Consider the following 940-nt stretch of genomic DNA (forward strand, 5'->3'; position numbering starts at 1 on the left):
CTCAGCTTCTTTTATGTCAACAACTTTTTTTAAGTTGTTTCCGAAGCTTTTTGTTGTTGTCTGCTGTCCATCAGCGACGTTTAATAATATACCACGGTGCTTCTCTATAAATCAAGCATTTTTTTAAAAAAGAGAAAAAAGAAAACCAGTATATTATCTTTAAAGCTTGAGAATGGTCGGGAAGACAGGATTCGAACCTGCGACCCCATGGTCCCAAACCATGTGCTCTACCAAGCTGAGCTACTTCCCGATTTTTTAAAATATTATGGCGCGCCCGAGAGGAGTCGAACCCCTAACCTTTTGATCCGTAGTCAAACGCTCTATCCAATTGAGCTACGGGCGCAATTAATTTCACAATATCCCGTTGGGATAAAATGGAGCGGAAGACGGGATTCGAACCCGCGACCCCCACCTTGGCAAGGTGGTGTTCTACCACTGAACTACTTCCGCAAGTAAAAATGTAATGCATGGCCAGAATACAGCCTCAGATGGCGGTAAACCGTATTGTTATTTTATACTGTTCATTATGACAAAAGTAATTATATCAAGGTTTTGATAAAAGTCAATACCGTTTAACAATTAATTATGTTAATCTCTTTTGCATCCTTGAAGAAAGGCTTCATCGGAAGACGCGCTAAATACCTATACCTTAACTGGTACAATCAGCAACAGATTTTCACTGAACTAAACAAAAATAACAGTTCCATAACGTGTGGAAACTGCTTCAGATCAACGTATTTAGATAAGCTTCCAAGCGGGCTCGAACCGCTGACCTCTTCCTTACCATGGAAGTGCTCTACCTGCTGAGCTATGGAAGCAATGGCTCCGCAGGTAGGACTCGAACCTACGACCGATCGGTTAACAGCCGATAGCTCTACCACTGAGCTACTGCGGAATATTATAAGCTTCATAAACAAAAACATGGTAGATAAAATAAAAA

General features: G+C 41.1%; 5 tRNA genes. All 5 read right to left on the bottom strand.

From position 1 onward, the window contains the following. Positions 1–173: 173 nt before the first annotated feature. The 5 genes from D368_RS14790 to D368_RS14810 all read right to left on the bottom strand — a co-directional run bounded on the left by D368_RS14790 (position 174) and on the right by D368_RS14810 (position 895). Positions 174–250 (bottom strand) — tRNA-Pro (locus D368_RS14790). Between the two features lie 16 nt (positions 251–266). After that, positions 267–343, bottom strand: a tRNA-Arg gene (locus D368_RS14795). Positions 344–375: 32 nt separating this feature from the next. After that, positions 376–450, bottom strand: a tRNA-Gly gene (locus D368_RS14800). 295 nt (positions 451–745) lie between these two features. After that, positions 746–818 (bottom strand) — tRNA-Thr (locus D368_RS14805). A 2-nt stretch (positions 819–820) separates the two neighbouring features. Continuing rightward, positions 821–895: transfer RNA gene (locus D368_RS14810), tRNA-Asn, on the bottom strand. Positions 896–940: the final 45 nt, after the last annotated feature.

Source organism: Paenibacillus lentimorbus NRRL B-30488, from assembly GCF_000411595.1.
GTDB classification, from domain to species: domain Bacteria; phylum Bacillota; class Bacilli; order Bacillales; family Bacillaceae; genus Bacillus; species Bacillus velezensis.